Origin of the sequence: Geotalea toluenoxydans JCM 15764 (assembly GCF_001311985.1) — a bacterium.
GTDB lineage: Bacteria > Desulfobacterota > Desulfuromonadia > Geobacterales > Geobacteraceae > Geotalea > Geotalea toluenoxydans.
Window position 1 is genome coordinate 19,841 of sequence record NZ_BBCJ01000019.1, and the last position, 14,631, is coordinate 34,471.

Below are 14,631 nucleotides of genomic sequence, written 5' to 3' on the forward strand. Positions count from 1 at the left end.
CTAAAGAGAGGAATCCACCCGGTAATGACTTTCGTTAGAGAATCCTGGCGCCTTATTGACACTGGCCCATTGGACGGTCCGGCCAACATGGCCGTCGATGAGGCGCTGCTGGAGCATTTCGACCCGGAGACCTCTCAACCGGTGCTGCGCCTCTACGGCTGGCATCCGCCCGCCTTTTCCCTGGGCCGTTATCAGCAGGCTGCAGAGGTGCTCGATCTGGAGCTCTGTACCGAGCGGGGGGTGCCGGTGGTGCGTCGCATCACCGGTGGAGGCGTCATTTACCATGCCGAGGAGCTCACCTACAGCATCGTCTGCGCACCGAAACATATTGCCAAAGCCGGCACCGTCAAGGAATCCTTTGCCCGGCTCTGCGGCTTCCTCATTTGCACCTATGGGAGGCTTGGCTTAAGGCCGGATTTGCCGTGGATAACGCCCTGGCCGGTACCAGGCTCGGCGGAAGGACCGCTTTCTGCTTTGCCGGCAAAGAGGAATACGATGTCGTAGTTGCCGGTCGCAAGTTGGGAGCAACGCCCAGCGACGGACCAAAAGGCTGATCTTCCAGCACGGTTCCATGCCACTGCGACCGGCCCTATCGTCGGCGATCCCATTCCTGCGGGAGAAGATGTCCGCCCTGGACAAAAGCACCGTCAGTCTGTCCGAACTTGGCGTGGCAGTGGACGAGGAGGCTCTGAAGCAGACGGTGGCAGAGTGTTTTGCCGAAACCATGGGGGTGGTCCTGCAAACGGACGCCTTGACGGCCGGGGAACTGGAGACTGGGCGCCAGCTGGAAGAGAAGAAATATGGCAGTTTCTCCTGGAATGCCCACGGAATCACTGGGTGAGCGAAATCACCGGAAGTGCCCTCTACCCTTGATTTATCGTTCCTGTCCCAGTAAAGTGTCAGTGTGTTGTCGCCTGTTTTTCTATGGAAAGAAACCGGAATAATCATGAAAATCACCCGTCGCCCCGAATGGCTGCAGAAAAAGGTCTCCCCCGCTGCCCATGCCGACATGGAACGTCTGCTGGGAGATCTGCAACTGCATACCGTCTGCCAGGAGGCCCACTGCCCCAATATCTCGGAATGCTTCCGCCAGCGCCAGGCGACCTTTCTTATCCTGGGCAAGCTCTGTACTCGTCTCTGTTCCTTCTGCAATGTGACAAAGCAGACACCTCTGGCAGTGGATCAAGCCGAGTCGGAGCGGGTCGCCACGGCGGTGGAGCTGTTGAAGCTGACCCACGTAGTTGTCACCAGCCCCACCAGGGATGACCTTGCCGACGGTGGGGCCGCTCTCTATGCCGCAACAGTGGCGGCAATCCGCAATGCTTCGCCCCAGACGAAGATCGAGCTCCTTGTTCCGGATTTTGCCGGCAATCAGGAAAGCATAGCCGCAGTCGTCTCGGCCTGTCCCCATATTCTCGGGCACAATCTGGAGACGGTGCCGCGACTTTATTCAATCCGCTCCGGCGCCGATTATCGGCGTTCGCTGCTGGTGCTGGCAATGATTCGTCGGCTTAACCCGGCAATGAAGACCAAGACCGGCCTCATGCTCGGCCTGGGGGAGACGGAGGAGGAGCTTTTCCAGGTTCTCCAGGACCTGCGCCGGGTGGACTGTTCATACTTGAGTCTTGGCCAGTACCTGGCGCCGAGCCGCAGCCACTATCCGGTACATGATTACCCGTCGCCGGAAACCTTCGACCGCTATCGGGAGCAGGCCCTGGCCATGGGGTTCGAGCATGTGGAGAGCGGGCCTTACGTGCGCAGTTCCTACCATGCCGAACATTACGGGACTGGCACGGGGCATGCAAAACTTTCCCATGCCCCTGCCGATTGATTTGGGGAAATCAGCTGAACAGGGGTTTTAGGACAAAGATGGACAGAACGGGTATGAAAAAAATTCCTATTTCAATGAAAATTTTGCTCTTTTTGGCCATGGTCATCCTTGGCCAAGCGCCGGCATCATCCTTAGCCGCAGCCAGAAAGTCACCGGTCGACGGCGGATTCATCACTTCCGGCGTCGGTTACCGCCCGGACCCGTTCGGCAGCGGCCGCATGGTCTATCACAACGGCTACGACATCGCCGTGCCCCTCGGTACCCCGGTCTATCCCACCCAGGCGGGCACCGTCTATTTTGCCGGCTCATACAAGGGCTATGGCAACCTGGTGGCAGTGGACCACCAAAACGGCTATGTCACCTTTTATGGCCACAATTCAGAGGTAAAGGTAACGGTGGGGCAGAAGGTGGATACAACCACCGTGATTGCCCTGGCCGGCAGCACCGGCAGGTCCACGGGTCCCCATGTGCACTACGAGGTACGGCAGGTGCCGGGATATGCCAAACAGCGGCGCGAACAGCTGGAGGCGGGGTTGAAGCAGGCGATGCAGGAAAAAATAGACGGGTGGGTTGAGGATTACGTTGCCGGCAAGGGGGGACCCGAACCGGAGAAGATCATGCCTGAGGATGCGGCCGAATAGCGCCCCGTTGCAACGTTGGTTATCGCAGTAATTCTTCTTTCACTTTTTCATCGATCAAACTATCTTCAATGGCTTCCCGGGCCCAGCTGTCCCTGCTCTGGGCGATGACCCGCGCCGCTCCCTCGGCCACAGCCGGAACGGGGCTCCACAAAGCATTGCGAATGATGCGCAGCTCATGGTCTTCCCCCTTCTTGCCGACGGCCAGTTGTCGACAGTTGCTGCAAAGCAGCGCCACGTCTTCTTGGGTCAATTCGGCCCGGTTTCCGTATTCCCATGGGCGCAGGTCTTCCTTTCCCTCGCACCATTCGCAGGCGAACTTTGCCCGCTTGGCCAAGGCCTTGCCCATGGCGGCGATGATCTCCTGCCGTTCCTTGTTTGACTGGTACCCTTTGGCCATGATGCTCCTTCCGCTGCTATTTGCAGCTGCAGTCGAAGTCCCAGGTGCATGAATTGTAGGTTTTGATGCAGTTGCCGTTCTTGTCGTAAACGAGGCATTCGGGTGTGCAGCACATGCAACCCTGCAACTTCATGCTTGCGCCTGACGGCTGCTTCAGCTGAATATCGTTGGCGAAGCGAGCCACTTCACGTCCATCCTGGTCGACGATGGCATTGCCGTCGGCGGAGATGCGCAGTTCCTTTTTTTCCACCACCTGTTTTGCTGTAGCCGGTTCTGCAGCAATGGCCCATGATGCTCCCACACAAAAGACGAAGAGTGCTGCAATCATCATTATGCCCATCGAAAAGATCTTGTTGTTCATGTTTCCTCTCCCTCGTTAGAATGATTGGTCTTACATGAAAAATCGCTTACCTTCATATACCCCGGGGACCATGGTGTCAAGAAGTTCTAAGGAATGGCCCTGTTGGTCAAGCAGCTAAATCAGGGTCATCGTTAAGTGTTCCTTGTTTCATGGTCTTTTTCCGGGCTTGTGGCTGCATCATCGGCTTCGTTTTCGGCGGCCGGAGCGGCAATTGCTTTGAGAAGCTCGGTGAAGTCTACGACATTGTCCTGTCCCGGTGCCATGGTAAAGCTTGGTGCGCCGTAATTGCTGAAGGTGCTCACATTGGCGATTCCCACGCGATAGAGCCCCTTCCGGTCAGCCACGTCGTATTGCCCCTCCACAAAGGACACATGCCCCGACGAAGCAACGCCCACATCGAAGCGGGCAGTCAGGGAGAATTTTTCCATGACATCACCCATCATCTTCGGGTCGGTGAAGGTAAGCAGGACGTTGTAGATGTCGTTGGAGATAATCTCCTGTTGATGGAGCGCCTCGGCGACACTGGCCATAGCTCCCAACCCCAAGGCGACGGATTCTGCATAGCCCAGCTGCACCCGAATGCGCCGGGTCACCCCTGCCTGCTTGTCCTGGTCGGAAAGGGCCTGATCGCTGAAGCAGCTATCCTTAAGTTGCGGCAGTTCCTTGAGCACGGCAGCCTTGATGGCCTCGTTGATCAAATCCATGTTTTTTCCGCTGAGGAGATCAAGGCCGACAAGGTTGGCCAGCTGGGGTTTCCTGGCGGCTCCTTCCTGCAAAAGTTTGTTGAGGTCGATGCGGACCAGCTTCCCTTTGGTTGATGGAGCCTGCGGGAAGAGGGTTTCCAGGACTGTTGTGTAGATAGAAGTGCCCACATAGACCGTCTGTGTCCCGTAATCCACCAGCATCGGCACCTTGATGGCGAATTCCACGTTGTCCCTGTCGTAGCGCAGGGCGTAGAGCACCTGGGACTTCTTTGCCTTCATGTCCACGGCCCCATCCACGTTGATGGAGAGGCTGCGGATCACCTCGACGCCCGTCTCGAGCGCCAGCTTGGTTTTCTTGGACGGAGTTACGGACGGCACTTTCTCGGGCAGGGTCAAATCGGTGATCCGGCTTTTTGAGCTGTAGTTGAACCCCGGGGCCGAGAAGCTCTTCGTGACCGCCTGGGTCAGGTCCTCGCGGGGGGCAGGGTGTGGGCACATCCGCCGATGCAGATTGCCGATAATAAGATGCCGATCAGGTGTTTTTGCATGTGTGTCCTCATTGGCCTTGAATGGTTTTGCTGCTGCTCGACTATTTTCTTCTTGCTCCCCCTGGGGCTTTGGCCGGATCGTCCGTAAAGACGAGCGTGCCGCTCTCGTCTGTTCCGGCATACACGTCGGTCTGACTCCGGGAGCGAGCGCTCGTGGGAGCTACGTATACGCCAGTCGGATTCCAGGAGGGAGCCGGTTCGGGGGCTACGGGTAAGTCAGTCTGATTAAATGAGGGAGCCATCTCGGGAGCTATGGTTTCGACTTCCGTGGGTGCAACAGGCGGTTCGCCGGCCCGGGAGACTCCGGGAACGAATCGGATTTCCGGAAATAAACGGTCCAGGCTATTGGAGCGGAAGTTCGGTAGAGGGGGACAATCCTGATACGATATCTGCTCGCCAATATCCAGCCGTGTCAGCAAAACCCCAAGCCAAGTTTCCCGTGACCCCTCCCGACAGCGAATGAAAGAATAACCGCCGGAGTCCAGGACTTCTTGTACGGTGCAGGTGCGGATGCCGTACCGCTCCCCGGCAGCAGCGTTTTGTGCCAGGAAGAGCGGAAGGATGATGAGTAGGGCCAATGCGTTCAGAATGTTTGTCTTGGTCATGGGCAATCCTTTTGGGGAGCAGCTTTGCCGGCCGCCCCTGTTTCTTCTTTCACTCAAGGTGGGGAGGCAGCGCGGGCAGATCTTACAGAGCATGCTTTAAAGGGTCGAGTGTACAGGGCCGGCACGCCATCACTTTTAAAGGCAGATAAACATCCGTGATCATCTCTTCTTCCCTCACATTTGGCCCCACGTTCACATAGTGAAATATCATCGGGAAATCACCGACCGACTCGCCGCTTTGAGGCAACCACGTTTCATAGATATAGCCGGCGGCCTGGTTGTTCAAGCGGGACCCTACGTTTCTTGCGCGGGCGCAACGCATGGCCGGGATCAGCTTTTTCCTGATGCCGTAAGGATTGGGGCCGACGTCTTCTTCCACCGAGAGGCAGAAATCCACATGGTGCATTGACGCCGGCGTGTTACGCGGGTCGGCGTAGTGAAGTCCATAGTTACGGTACTTCGACTGATCCAGCAGACGGTTTTCGAGCTTCCACGCGATCAGCTTTTGCGCAGTCTCGTGTTCGAGCGCCGGTGGGCCGTGATGCTCTATAAAAGCAACTTTTGTTTCAGGAAATGTGACTATTTCTACTTTCATGCAGTAACCTCTCATAGGTATGCCAGCAGGGGCTGTAGCGTCTATACCTCAGGCGAATTTACATATTGTGTCTTTGGCAGTTCCTTTAGATCAAGGAGTGAAAATCCAGCAATGGAATAGGTGGCAGAATACCCGATTTTGTTCTTCTGATAGATTAAAAGAAGCTTGTCGTTGCCGATTTGAGAAACGTTTATAAATCTGTCGACTTTAGGAGCAATGACCTTAGACGCGACCCTTTTACTTGTCCCCAAAATCGTCAGGGTCTATTTTTGCCCTTGACGGACGGGGGGCTTATAAGGGTTGAATTGTTCTTTGCGGCAATTGCACTTAGATTTACCTCGCAATGTCATTAAAACAAGTCTTGTGTTTCTTCCTCCTTCGCTTTACCTGCAACAAACAACTGATGAATTTGCCTGACCTTATCCAGCATCTCATCGTAGGTGATGATCTGCACATCCTTGAGAGAATGTCTTATAAACTCAAAAGATTTCTTTTCATGGTTGTCTGCTGGGGATCTACCTATGATCACAACGCATTGAACGTTGAATGCGTGAAAGTCATTCCACCCCGATTGATATGCCAAATTAGTAAAGTTGTTCTGTAACTGAAATTTTTGGTCTTGTACTTGGGCAATCGCACCGCCCAATTCCTTGCTATTTCGAAAGAGATTTGTACGATATTCGACGCTGCTGAGGAGAGCTGAGTCTGGCTTCTTGATTTCAAAGACTGCGAGATTTCCGGTAAATCGATTCGAAACTAAGAAATCAGTGATTTTGGTGCCAATGCCACGAATGTCGGCTCCTCCGACATGGGCCTGATCTTGAACTAGGGTGACGGGATAAGAAAATGCGAGAGTGAGGACAAAGCTGTTATCCATGAAGAATTTTTGCCAGTGAGTCTCGGACAAATTCTTAGAAAGCATTTCTTCAATAGTGGAAATAATCTGACCCAATGTGACAGATTCAATATCTGTTTTTAACTGGAGCAATGCATTGTGATGATCTTTCACAAGTTCTTCTTTATTACCCTGAACCAAGCGGATCATTGATTCTTGATCTCTTTTGCCAAGCTTAACCTTGTTATCCAAAGAATTTAACAATTCATAGATGGCACCCGCCTTAGGCCTCTTTGTCTGTATCGGGTATTTTTGAGGATCGTGTTTACGAAGAATATTTGCGTAACACAACAACAGCTTGTCGCCGCGTGCTTCCCTTTGATATCGCCTAGAAATGTTATCAATTGTACGCCGCAGGGTCTGGTAATCTCTCATGTTAAAAAAGTAGATATCACCTTCCGCTCGCGTTATCTCGGTCTTGGAGAAAACAATATGTTCTATGCCTTCAATGTTTGCTATGCTTTCGATCAGAAAGCGGTATTCCCATTTTAGCCCAAGGCCATACTGAAACTGCTTTGAAAAACCTTCTGGGAAGTGTTCCAACATTTCTTTAACTGCTTCAGGCTCCTCTATCCAGCCTTGGTCGAACCAGTCCAACGTCAAACTTGTTATACGACCGTACTTCGGTTGAAGATAGTCAGGTTTGTCTCTGCGAACGTTAATCGGATAGGTCACGACAAAACTTTGAAAAATTTCGATTATAAGAATTTTATCCTTATTGGCCTCACTCCATGAATGCCCCTCAGCTAGCGAATCTTCATTGATCGCCACGAAATAAACCCTGACAGAAGGCGGCTCTGTGTCCTCTTCCACCAACATCACAGGTTCCCAAGGGTTTTCTGGTTCTGTCCTCTCCTGCAAAGCGGGTATTATAGGGATACTGCTTTCAATAACTAGGTTTTCCGGCATCATTCCCTCCGCAGAGAAGCTTGATCAATTAAGGTTTGTCTTTGAAGAAGTGATCGTTCAACTAGTCATTGAGCAACTAGCGCCATCTACATCTATATCGCCCAATATAGATGTAAATGGTTTTTCTATACAAGATACCCCTAAGCAGGCGGGCGGTGGTTAAAGTTCTTTTGCTTCATTAGCCGTCCTTCTTGTAACATTTTTAGCTCTTCATTACCACCACCCAATCAGCAACTCAAACCTACTGCCCCAAATTCCCCCACATCCCCCCCACGCACCTGAAACGAAACCCTGTCATGCCTTGTCCCACGCTCATCCGTAAGCACCAGCTCATATCTGCCCGCAGCAGGCTTCCAGCGTCGTCCTTCCTCCCCGGCCGACAGTAGACGTCCATTCAGCGACCATCTGAGGTCGCTGCTGTTGCCGTTTTCCACTTCGAAAAAGACCAGCTGGTTTTCCGGCGGGATGTCCGGATCGATGGCGATGATGGTCCCTTCGGGGGGTAGCTGGGGGGGCATGTTTCCCGGAAGTTATCGGCTGTGCCGGTTTGGCCCCGGCCATGATGCGCTCGGCCAGCCGGTGATAGCGATTGCTCATCAGTCAAGGGGCATGAACCACTGCCTCGTATCCTCTGAAAGGATCAGCGTGATCAATGCTCGTATGGTTGATGACGGTAAACATTTTCACAGCCAATGAAAGAGAAAGCCTGGCCACGACTAAAGATAAAACCATTATGAACTTTTATCAATCGCTACATCTCATTAGCTGTGCCCACGGCAAAGGATGTTAGACTTTCCATAGGTAAGAAAAGTTAACGGGAGGAACCCCATGGCCAAGGTACAGATCGGCTGCAGCGGCTTCAATTACAACCACTGGCGCGGAAATTTCTATCCTGAAAAGCTGCCCCAGCGGCTCTGGTTTGCCCATTATTTCTCCGTCTTCTCTACCGTGGAGCTGAACGTCACCTTTTACCGGCTGCCCCAGCTTTCGGTTTTCCAGCACTGGCGGGAACAAACGCCGGATAATTTCCAGTTCGTCATCAAGGGGAGCCGCTTCATTACCCATATCAAAAAGCTGAAAGAGGTTGAGGAACCCCTGCAGCGTTTTTTTGAGGCGGCAGCGGGGCTGGGCGACAAGCTGCGGGTGGTGCTCTGGCAGCTGGCGCCCTCCTTTTTCCTGGATCTGGAACGACTTAGCCGATTCCTTGAGTTGCTGGACCGTTACCCGGTGCGCCATGCCTTCGAGTTCCGCAATGAAAGCTGGTTTAACGATCAGGTGGTGGAGCTCTGCCGTGCCCACAATGCGGCCTTCTGTCTGGCCGATTGGCCCCAGTATCTATACGAATGGGCGCCGACAGCCGACTTCATATATCTGCGCCGGCATGGCCATGGGGGGGACTATGCCGCCGACTATAGCGATGAGGAAATCGCTCTTGATGCGGAACGGATCCGGGGCTATCTCAAAGACGGGCGGGATGTGTTCATTTTCTACAATAACGATGCCCTCGGGTTCGCACCGAAAAACGCTGTGCGGCTGGCGGAGATATTGAATATTTCGAAAGTTTCAACGCCTGCCTCCCGGCCGCGGCAGGCAAAATCCATTGGAAAATCGCGGCAATTTGTGTCTTAATGTTGAAGCTTTCCCAGTTACCTGCATACGCAAGAGGAAGAAGAAAGTCATGAACGTTGAGCAGATGAAAACGGTTCTCAAGGAAATTCTCACCAAGACCGATCTCACTCCCTGTGTGGTCGGCCATCGCGGCGTCGGCAAGACCGCCGGCATTATCCAGCTGTGCCGGGAGCTGGGGCGCAGCTATGTGCCCCTTCGCCTGGGGCAGATGGAGGTTGGGGACCTGGTGGGGATTCCCTACCGGGAGGGGACGGTGATGCACTGGTCGTGCCCTTCCTGGTGGCCGGAAGACGATGGAGCGGAGACGATCATCCATTGCGACGAGCTGAACCGTGCCCAGCAGGAGGATACCCTGCAGGCCATCTTCCAGTTTGTCGAACCGCCTGCGGAGGGGCAGCAACGCGCCCTGCATACCCATAAACTGGGACTGCGCCACAAGGTGGTGGTTACCATCAATCCCCCCGACGGCACTTACCAGGTGGCGACCCTGGACCGGGCTCTGATCGACCGTATGGTCATGCTCTATGTGGAGAGCGATTACCAGTGCTGGGCCCGCTATGCCACGGCAAGGGAACTGGACGGCAGTGTCCGGGGCTTTCTTGCCGGCAATCCCGCTTTCCTGGCCCGGCAGGGGAGTGCGCTGGATATGGATGTGGAGCCGACGGAACGTGGCTGGGAAATGGTCAGCACCCTGCGCCGGCGTTGTCGTCTCCCTCGCGAACTGGAGATGGAGGTCTATGCCGGTATCATTGGCAAGGAGGCAGCCGTTTCCTTCCTGCGCTGGTGTGTCGACCAGGCAGGGCGGCCGGTACCGGCAACGGAGGTGCTTGATAACTGGCCGGCAGTGGTTGATGCCATCTGCAAGCAGCGGGACGATGCCCAGGCGGCGACCATGAACGAGCTCTTGGGCCTGCTCCAGGTATCACCCTCCCTGACGCTCCCCCAGGAAGAAAATCTGGTTGCCTACCTGGCGTGCCTCCCTCGCGACATGCGCTTTGCTACCATAAAATCTCTGCTCAAGATCCCCCCCGTGGCTCTTGCCATCAGCCAGGACAAGTACGATACGGTGGTGCTGGACGCCATCCGTGCCATGAGCGCGGAAGCATAGACGGTGACCGATCGGGTCCTGGAAAATGCCATCATCCGCCTGCTGAAGCAGTATCCGTTCTACGGGCAGTTCCTCCTCAATTTCCGCCGGGAAAGCATGGCCTGCAATGAGCCGCTGGGGGTGACCATCCGTTCGGGCCTGCCGGTCCTGACGGTGAACGGCGAGAAATTGGCTACCTTCACGCCCATGGAGCAGGAGGGGCTGTTGCGGCATGTGGTCGTGCATGTCCTACATCTGCACATGCTGCGGCGCAAGGGGCGCAACGGCCACGATTGGGATATGGCCTGCGATCTGGCGGTCAATCCGGGGATCGAAGGTCTGCCGGCGGAAGCGGCATATCCGGCCCAGTATGGTCAGCCCGATGGTCTTGCTGCCGAAGAATATTACGCCCGCCTCACCTCCCCCTTTGATATGGGGAACCTGGCCGGAGGCGGTATCGGTAATGCCGCACAGGACAGGGGGGGACATGCGGGGCCGGACGCAAGGGAGGAAGCAGCTTGCCACAGGGGCGCCACCATCGACAGCCATGCCTCCTGGCATGAAGCGGACAGCACGCCTTTCAAATTGGGGGAGGAAGTGGTGCGGGGGCTGGTCAATGGGGCGCTGAAGGCTGCTGATGGGGCGGTGCCGCCTGAGCTGCGCCAAGTCGTCGCAGGATACCTGAACCCTTCTCCTATCCCTTGGAAACAGGTGCTGCGCCAGTTCATCGCCACCGCCGGGCGGGCTGGCCGGCAGACGACCTGGAGCCGCGAGCATCGCCGCTTCGAACACACGACGCCGGGAACCAGGAAGCATCGCAAGCTCAACTTGCTGGTGGGGGTGGATGTGAGCGATTCCACCAATGCGTCCGTGTTGCGGGAAGCCTTCGCGCGGGAGCTGCAGCAGATAGCCCGCGGCCGGGAAACAACCATCACTGTGGTCTATGCCAACAGCCGCATCCGGAAGATCGAACACTTGAGCGGCAGAGGAGTGGTGCAGAGCTATCACGGCGGCGGCTTTACCGACCTGCGGCCCCTCTTCGATCATGCCCGCGCCCTGCAGCCGCGACCGGCGGCGGTCATCTATCTTACCGACGGATTCGGCGAAGCGCCGGATACCATGGAGTTTCCAACCCTGTGGGTCCTCACCAAAGAGGGGGAAAAGCCGGTGCCGTGGGGAGTGGAACTGCGGCTGGATATCTGAAATTAGGTGGTGGCGTGGGCGGTTGCCGTGACTTCGTCCATTCGCTCGGTCGCCGCAGCTGCGGACCTTGCGCCGTCTCTCAATCCTCTCGTCCGAAATGGTAGTTTGTCAGGGTAATGCCCTGTTCATCTCCTGGCGGATGTCCGCTCGCCGCTGCGGCTCGGTCACTCACTCCCGAAGCCACGACAACCGCCGGAAATTTGTAGGGCAGAAAAGGATAAACCATGGAAGAATATCAACCAATGTCCGCAGAATCGGTGGAAGCGCTGCTGCGGGAAGCGGGTGCAGAGACCATGATCAGGGCCGGCCGCTCTGAAAGCTATGGCGCTCCGCGGGACTTTTCCTTCGAGGTTAAGGGTGTCTTCGGCAATGGCATGGGACTGCACGTGGTTGCCCGCCAGTTCAATTATCGTGACCCATGGGAAGCGGAAGGGCGAGTCAACGACATGGTGGATGTGTCTCTTCTGCGGGACGGAAGCTATTCCCCACTGCCCAAGGGGTACCCCTTTTCCAGGAGACGGATCTGGAGGAGGGGGTGGACGAGGAACGGTTGCGGAGATCATCCTGGTGGTGCGGGACCTGAACCCGAAGATCTACCTGCTGCAGGAATTGACCGGAGGTTGACCATCTATGGGAATATGCCGCCGGGGTGATACACTAAAAGGAAAAACCGAGGTGTGTCGCCATGGTAAAATTTTACGATCCGAAAAACGAAGAAGAGCTGGCGCGGGTGGAAAAGGTGCTGAAGGCGGAAGGGATAGAATATTTCCTCTCCCGGGAACCGGAAAAGGGGCTGTCGCTCCAGGTGCAGGTGGCCGAGGAGGACCTGCCCAAGGCCAATGAGCTGATCAAGGAAATTAGGAATTGAATACTTCAGTTTGCTCCCTCCCCCTTGATGGGGGAGGGTTGGGGAGAGGGAGAGATCTTCTGCTTCGAAGGAGTTCAATTCACCCTCCCCCTCGCCCCCTCCCATCAAGGAGGGGGTAACATCCAGACTCACCCTCCACCCTTTTCCCATCACTTTGTATCCCTGATAAACCGCTCCACGAGAAAATCGGCCACGGCAAGGTAATCGTTCAGGTCCAGCACCGGCACGTCCAGGGCCAAGGGCTGATCGCTGGCAACGGCCACCAGGTCGGGTCGTTGTTCTCCCCCCGGCAGATGAGGGTCTCGCTCCGCTCTTTCCGGTTCAGCTCGATCTTCGGCATCCCTCCCATTTTATATCCTTCGGTGATAACAATATCTGCGTCGGCAAAATAGGTTGCTACCAGCTCTTCCACGGTGGGGGCTGTTTCGTGCTGCTTGACCATGGCCAGTTTCTGGGGGGAACAGATGAGCATGGTGTCGGCGCCGGCGGCAGTTAGCCGGTAGCTGTCCTTTCCCGGATGATCGATGTCGAAGCGGTGGGCATCGTGCTTGATCACCCCCACCTTGTATCCGCGCCGTTTCAGCTCGGCAATGACCTTTTCCAGCAGGGTTGTCTTGCCGGTTCCCGATTTTGCCACGAAAGAAACAGCTCTTTTTTCCATATGGACCTCGCTTACTGTTTTATCTGTAACTGTTGCATGTCTTCCGGGGTGTTGAGGTTGCAGAAACACCGATCCGCTCCCGCTATGGAGGCCAGCTCCGCCGGGGTTACGGTGCGGGTGGTGATTCGGGGAAAGAGGTCGAGTATGCAGGGATTACCATCTTCCAGTTGCAGGCGCATTGCCTCCTGACAACCCTTGCCATAGATGGCGAACAGCGGCTGGAGCGCATTGTCGCTCTCGGCGACCACCGCGTCAAACCCATGGCGCAGGGAGAGGAGATGGTCCATGACCATGCCTGAAGGGTAGGGGATATCGCAGGCGGAGACGAAGATGTAAGGAGTCTCGGCGACGTATAGACCGGTGTAGAGCCCTCCCAGGGCGCAGCTGGGTAAATATCCGGGTGATGGCGGACGTTATATCCTGCAAAACGTTCCGCTTCCCCACCGATGACGAGGACAGCGGCGAATCTGCCGGCAAAGAGCCCGATGATCCGTTCCACCATGGGGAGCCCGTCGATGGGGATGAATGCTTTGTCCCGCCCCATGCGGCGACTTTTCCCGCCGGCAAGAACGACGCCGGTCACTGAGTGATGAAATGTGTTTTCCACAATGGCAGCCTGTGATCTATGAGGCAGTGAGATAAGCCGTGGCAAGTGATTCGGGTGGGTCGACATCCAGTGCCCGATAAATACCGAGGATGAAGTCGAGCAGGATGGGGTCGATCTTGTGCTGCTCGTTCAACACCAGGCTGCGGGCCCTGGCTGGTGCGAAACCGGTGGCGTGGTGGGCCACCAGAGAACCCTCTTCCAGATATTTAGCCACCATGCTCCGGGAGATGAAGGTTATTCCTTGCCCCGCCACGACCTCGTCGATGATGAACGGAATGTCGTCGAAAAAGACTGTATTAGCAAAGTCGGTGCTGTTTTTCCCCAGCCCCAGCATGCTTTTGTCCAGAAATCGCCTGGCGCAGCATCCGGCCTTCTTGCAGTAAAGCCGTTCCCCGAGCAGCAATTCGATATCGACAGAGGGAGTGGACAGTCCCAAGTTTGGTGAGCTGACGAAGATCATCTCATCCTCTGGCAAGGAATATGCCTTGAATGCTCCCAGATTCAGGTCCTCACAGTATTCGATCAGCGCCAGGTCGAATATCCCCTCCTTAAGTCCCTGCAGAGCCGTTTCGGGCATCTCGAAGACGAATTTGAGGTCGCTGGTTTCGGAATGATTGGCCATGAAATCTTTGAGAATTCCCGGCAGATAGCTCGTGCCAAAGGGGAACGTGCAGCAAAAGCTGATCTTGCGACGTCCTTTCTGCGCCTGAAGCTCCTCCAGTATCTCCCGTTCTATGTTCAGCACCTGTTGAGCTTTTTCCAGCAGGATCAATCCGGCCGGCGTCGGTTTCAGGACCGGTCCCGACCGTTCCAGCAGCAGTTGGCCGTAGTGCTCCTCCAAAGCCTGAATCCTTCTGGATACAGCCGATTGGGTGACGCACAGGTTCAGGGCGGCTTTGGAAAAACTGCCCACCTTGGCCAGGACGAGAAGTGTTTTGAGGTAGGTAAAATCCACGGTTTTTGCCTGTAGAATGCGGTGTATGCGCAAAGCGCATGGAGCCGATGAGAATGTTTCGTTTGAATATATTGCAGATATTCCGGTAGATTACAAGTCTAAAGTTGCTTGTTCACTGGACGAAGACAACGCCCG

At 55.4% G+C, this 14,631-nt stretch carries 17 protein-coding genes and 3 pseudogenes; 9 read left to right on the forward strand and 11 right to left on the reverse strand.

Annotated features, from left to right (window positions below):
* Positions 1-24: 24 nt before the first annotated feature.
* The 4 genes from JCM15764_RS28445 (at position 25) to JCM15764_RS13135 (ending at position 2,472) form a co-directional block, all read left to right on the forward strand.
* Complete coding sequence (locus tag JCM15764_RS28445; RefSeq protein WP_369412324.1) at positions 25-504, forward strand: lipoate--protein ligase family protein; 480 nt, start codon at positions 25-27, stop codon at positions 502-504.
* Positions 505-571: 67 nt separating this feature from the next.
* Positions 572-841, forward strand: coding sequence for a hypothetical protein (locus JCM15764_RS28450; protein WP_369412325.1), 270 nt, complete (start codon positions 572-574; stop codon positions 839-841).
* Between the two features lie 105 nt (positions 842-946).
* A complete protein-coding gene (lipA, locus tag JCM15764_RS13130; protein WP_054696448.1) occupies positions 947-1,831 on the forward strand; it encodes a lipoyl synthase in 885 nt (294 codons plus the stop codon).
* A gap of 53 nt (positions 1,832-1,884) precedes the next feature.
* Positions 1,885-2,472, forward strand: coding sequence for a M23 family metallopeptidase (locus tag JCM15764_RS13135; RefSeq protein WP_243688958.1), 588 nt, complete (start codon positions 1,885-1,887; stop codon positions 2,470-2,472).
* A 19-nt stretch (positions 2,473-2,491) separates the two neighbouring features.
* On the opposite strand, the gene JCM15764_RS13140 is transcribed toward JCM15764_RS13135, so the two are convergent.
* The 7 genes from JCM15764_RS13140 to JCM15764_RS13170 form a co-directional block, all read right to left on the reverse strand.
* The gene (locus JCM15764_RS13140; protein WP_054696450.1) at positions 2,492-2,869 is read right to left on the reverse strand and encodes a hypothetical protein; all 378 of its coding nucleotides are present in this window, start codon (positions 2,867-2,869) and stop codon (positions 2,492-2,494) included.
* 16 nt (positions 2,870-2,885) lie between these two features.
* Positions 2,886-3,230, reverse strand: a complete 345-nt coding sequence (locus JCM15764_RS13145) for a hypothetical protein (protein ID WP_054696452.1) — start codon at positions 3,228-3,230, stop codon at positions 2,886-2,888.
* A gap of 131 nt (positions 3,231-3,361) precedes the next feature.
* Positions 3,362-4,603 carry a hypothetical protein gene (locus JCM15764_RS13150; protein WP_243688959.1) on the reverse strand — a complete coding sequence of 414 codons (1,242 nt, stop codon included), beginning with the start codon at positions 4,601-4,603 and terminating at the stop codon, positions 3,362-3,364.
* Positions 4,524-5,087 carry a hypothetical protein gene (locus JCM15764_RS13155; protein WP_054696456.1) on the reverse strand — a complete coding sequence of 188 codons (564 nt, stop codon included), beginning with the start codon at positions 5,085-5,087 and terminating at the stop codon, positions 4,524-4,526. Before JCM15764_RS13155 ends, JCM15764_RS13150 begins: the two co-directional genes overlap by 80 nt.
* Positions 5,088-5,169: 82 nt before the next feature.
* On the reverse strand, positions 5,170-5,682 hold the full coding sequence (locus JCM15764_RS13160) for an AraC family transcriptional regulator (RefSeq protein ID WP_243688960.1): 513 nt from the start codon (positions 5,680-5,682) through the stop codon (positions 5,170-5,172).
* Positions 5,683-6,031: 349 nt separating this feature from the next.
* On the reverse strand, positions 6,032-7,489 hold the full coding sequence (locus JCM15764_RS13165; RefSeq protein ID WP_243688961.1) for a Shedu immune nuclease family protein: 1,458 nt from the start codon (positions 7,487-7,489) through the stop codon (positions 6,032-6,034).
* Between the two features lie 224 nt (positions 7,490-7,713).
* On the reverse strand, positions 7,714-8,004 hold the full coding sequence (locus JCM15764_RS13170; RefSeq protein ID WP_054696467.1) for a hypothetical protein: 291 nt from the start codon (positions 8,002-8,004) through the stop codon (positions 7,714-7,716).
* A 310-nt stretch (positions 8,005-8,314) separates the two neighbouring features.
* Between JCM15764_RS13170 and JCM15764_RS13175 the strand changes: the two genes are divergently transcribed.
* The 5 genes and pseudogenes from JCM15764_RS13175 (at position 8,315) to JCM15764_RS13195 (ending at position 12,273) form a co-directional block, all read left to right on the forward strand.
* A complete protein-coding gene (locus tag JCM15764_RS13175; protein ID WP_243688962.1) occupies positions 8,315-9,115 on the forward strand; it encodes a DUF72 domain-containing protein in 801 nt (266 codons plus the stop codon).
* A gap of 49 nt (positions 9,116-9,164) precedes the next feature.
* Positions 9,165-10,223 (forward strand): hypothetical protein, encoded by a 1,059-nt coding sequence (locus tag JCM15764_RS13180; protein WP_054696470.1) that lies wholly within the window; start codon positions 9,165-9,167, stop codon positions 10,221-10,223.
* 3 nt (positions 10,224-10,226) lie between these two features.
* Positions 10,227-11,405 (forward strand): vWA domain-containing protein, encoded by a 1,179-nt coding sequence (locus JCM15764_RS13185; protein WP_054696473.1) that lies wholly within the window; start codon positions 10,227-10,229, stop codon positions 11,403-11,405.
* Positions 11,406-11,629: 224 nt separating this feature from the next.
* A pseudogene (locus JCM15764_RS13190) lies at positions 11,630-12,029 on the forward strand (hypothetical protein).
* Positions 12,030-12,090: 61 nt separating this feature from the next.
* Positions 12,091-12,273: a putative signal transducing protein gene (locus JCM15764_RS13195; RefSeq protein WP_054696476.1), complete on the forward strand. Its 183-nt coding sequence runs from the start codon at positions 12,091-12,093 to the stop codon at positions 12,271-12,273.
* Between the two features lie 149 nt (positions 12,274-12,422).
* Here JCM15764_RS13195 and mobB read toward each other — a convergent pair.
* From mobB to JCM15764_RS13210, 4 genes and pseudogenes are all read right to left on the reverse strand, one after another.
* Positions 12,423-12,934 (reverse strand): annotated as a pseudogene (gene mobB / locus JCM15764_RS13200) (molybdopterin-guanine dinucleotide biosynthesis protein B).
* Positions 12,935-12,945: 11 nt separating this feature from the next.
* Complete coding sequence (gene mobA / locus JCM15764_RS23625) at positions 12,946-13,311, reverse strand: molybdenum cofactor guanylyltransferase (protein WP_369412327.1); 366 nt, start codon at positions 13,309-13,311, stop codon at positions 12,946-12,948.
* A 65-nt stretch (positions 13,312-13,376) separates the two neighbouring features.
* A pseudogene (gene mobA / locus JCM15764_RS28455) lies at positions 13,377-13,607 on the reverse strand (molybdenum cofactor guanylyltransferase); the annotation flags it as partial.
* Complete coding sequence (locus tag JCM15764_RS13210; protein WP_054696480.1) at positions 13,558-14,496, reverse strand: LysR family transcriptional regulator; 939 nt, start codon at positions 14,494-14,496, stop codon at positions 13,558-13,560. The pseudogene mobA (JCM15764_RS28455) and the gene JCM15764_RS13210, both read right to left, overlap by 50 nt.
* Positions 14,497-14,631: the final 135 nt, after the last annotated feature.

Bases quoted from the DNA above. Each gene is read 5' to 3' on its own strand.
- JCM15764_RS13175 (WP_243688962.1), top strand. From the start codon at position 8,315: ATGGCCAAGGTACAGATCGGCTGCAGCGGCTTCAATTACAACCACTGG.
- JCM15764_RS13160 (WP_243688960.1), bottom strand. From the start codon at position 5,682: ATGAAAGTAGAAATAGTCACATTTCCTGAAACAAAAGTTGCTTTTATA.
- JCM15764_RS28445 (WP_369412324.1), top strand. From the start codon at position 25: ATGACTTTCGTTAGAGAATCCTGGCGCCTTATTGACACTGGCCCATTG.
- JCM15764_RS13195 (WP_054696476.1), top strand. From the start codon at position 12,091: ATGGTAAAATTTTACGATCCGAAAAACGAAGAAGAGCTGGCGCGGGTG.
- JCM15764_RS13150 (WP_243688959.1), bottom strand. From the start codon at position 4,603: ATGCCGGAACAGACGAGAGCGGCACGCTCGTCTTTACGGACGATCCGG.
- JCM15764_RS13145 (WP_054696452.1), bottom strand. From the start codon at position 3,230: ATGAACAACAAGATCTTTTCGATGGGCATAATGATGATTGCAGCACTC.
- JCM15764_RS13140 (WP_054696450.1), bottom strand. From the start codon at position 2,869: ATGGCCAAAGGGTACCAGTCAAACAAGGAACGGCAGGAGATCATCGCC.
- JCM15764_RS13135 (WP_243688958.1), top strand. From the start codon at position 1,885: ATGAAAAAAATTCCTATTTCAATGAAAATTTTGCTCTTTTTGGCCATG.
- JCM15764_RS28450 (WP_369412325.1), top strand. From the start codon at position 572: ATGCCACTGCGACCGGCCCTATCGTCGGCGATCCCATTCCTGCGGGAG.
- JCM15764_RS13155 (WP_054696456.1), bottom strand. From the start codon at position 5,087: ATGACCAAGACAAACATTCTGAACGCATTGGCCCTACTCATCATCCTT.
- JCM15764_RS13180 (WP_054696470.1), top strand. From the start codon at position 9,165: ATGAACGTTGAGCAGATGAAAACGGTTCTCAAGGAAATTCTCACCAAG.
- lipA (WP_054696448.1), top strand. From the start codon at position 947: ATGAAAATCACCCGTCGCCCCGAATGGCTGCAGAAAAAGGTCTCCCCC.
- JCM15764_RS13165 (WP_243688961.1), bottom strand. From the start codon at position 7,489: ATGATGCCGGAAAACCTAGTTATTGAAAGCAGTATCCCTATAATACCC.
- JCM15764_RS13170 (WP_054696467.1), bottom strand. From the start codon at position 8,004: ATGCCCCCCCAGCTACCCCCCGAAGGGACCATCATCGCCATCGATCCG.